The sequence below is a fragment of the Streptomyces sp. NPDC014991 genome (assembly GCF_043080665.1).
Classification (GTDB): Bacteria; Actinomycetota; Actinomycetes; order Streptomycetales; family Streptomycetaceae; genus Streptomyces.
This window is the reverse complement of sequence record NZ_JBIBVY010000062.1, coordinates 1-1,587: the sequence shown is the minus strand read 5'-3', so window position 1 is coordinate 1,587 and position 1,587 is coordinate 1. Positions and strand designations below refer to the sequence as shown.

General features: G+C 56.5%; 2 rRNA genes. Both read right to left on the bottom strand.

Annotated elements, in window-relative coordinates:
• A 5S ribosomal RNA gene (gene rrf, locus ACF1BE_RS35055) occupies positions 1-107 on the bottom strand; the annotation flags it as partial.
• 89 nt (positions 108-196) lie between these two features.
• Positions 197-1,587: ribosomal RNA gene (locus tag ACF1BE_RS35050) — 23S ribosomal RNA — on the bottom strand; the annotation flags it as partial.

Sequence of the window (1,587 nt, the reverse complement as noted above, 5' to 3'; positions counted from 1 at the left end):
GTCCTACTCTCCCACAGGGTCCCCCCTGCAGTACCATCGGCGCTGTGAGGCTTAGCTTCCGGGTTCGGTATGTAACCGGGCGTTTCCCTCACGCTATGACCACCGAAACACGGTGAAACACTTCAACCGAAACACCCCACACAAACGGGGTGACGTGGTCGTGGTCTCAGAACCAACACAGTGAACGCGAGCATCAATGGACAAGCCCTCGGCCTATTAGTACCGGTCACCTCCACACGTTACCGTGCTTCCAGATCCGGCCTATCAACCCAGTCGTCTACTGGGAGCCTTACCCCATCAAGTGGGTGGGAGTCCTCATCTCGAAGCAGGCTTCCCGCTTAGATGCTTTCAGCGGTTATCCCTCCCGAACGTAGCCAACCAGCCATGCCCTTGGCAGGACAACTGGCACACCAGAGGTTCGTCCGTCCCGGTCCTCTCGTACTAGGGACAGCCCTTCTCAAGACTCCTACGCGCACAGCGGATAGGGACCGAACTGTCTCACGACGTTCTAAACCCAGCTCGCGTACCGCTTTAATGGGCGAACAGCCCAACCCTTGGGACCGACTCCAGCCCCAGGATGCGACGAGCCGACATCGAGGTGCCAAACCATCCCGTCGATATGGACTCTTGGGGAAGATCAGCCTGTTATCCCCGGGGTACCTTTTATCCGTTGAGCGACGGCGCTTCCACAAGCCACCGCCGGATCACTAGTCCCGACTTTCGTCCCTGCTCGACCCGTCGGTCTCACAGTCAAGCTCCCTTGTGCACTTACACTCAACACCTGATTGCCAACCAGGCTGAGGGAACCTTTGGGCGCCTCCGTTACTCTTTAGGAGGCAACCGCCCCAGTTAAACTACCCATCAGACACTGTCCCTGATCCGGATCACGGACCCAGGTTAGACATCCAGCACGACCAGACTGGTATTTCAACGACGACTCCACAACCACTGGCGTGGCTGCTTCAAAGTCTCCCAGCTATCCTACACAAGCCGAACCGAACACCAATATCAAACTGTAGTAAAGGTCCCGGGGTCTTTCCGTCCTGCTGCGCGAAACGAGCATCTTTACTCGTAGTGCAATTTCACCGGGCCTATGGTTGAGACAGTCGAGAAGTCGTTACGCCATTCGTGCAGGTCGGAACTTACCCGACAAGGAATTTCGCTACCTTAGGATGGTTATAGTTACCACCGCCGTTTACTGGCGCTTAAGTTCTCAGCTTCGCCCACCCGAAAGTGAGCTAACCGGTCCCCTTAACGTTCCAGCACCGGGCAGGCGTCAGTCCGTATACATCGCCTTACGGCTTCGCACGGACCTGTGTTTTTAGTAAACAGTCGCTTCTCGCTGGTCTCTGCGGCCACCCCCAGCTCGAGGAGCAAGTCCTCTCACCAGTGATGGCCCCCCTTCTCCCGAAGTTACGGGGGCATTTTGCCGAGTTCCTTAACCATAGTTCACCCGAACGCCTCGGTATTCTCTACCTGACTACCTGAGTCGGTTTAGGGTACGGGCCGCCATGAAACTCGCTAGAGGCTTTTCTCGACAGCATAGGATCATCCACTTCACCACAATCGGCTCGGCATCAGGTCTCA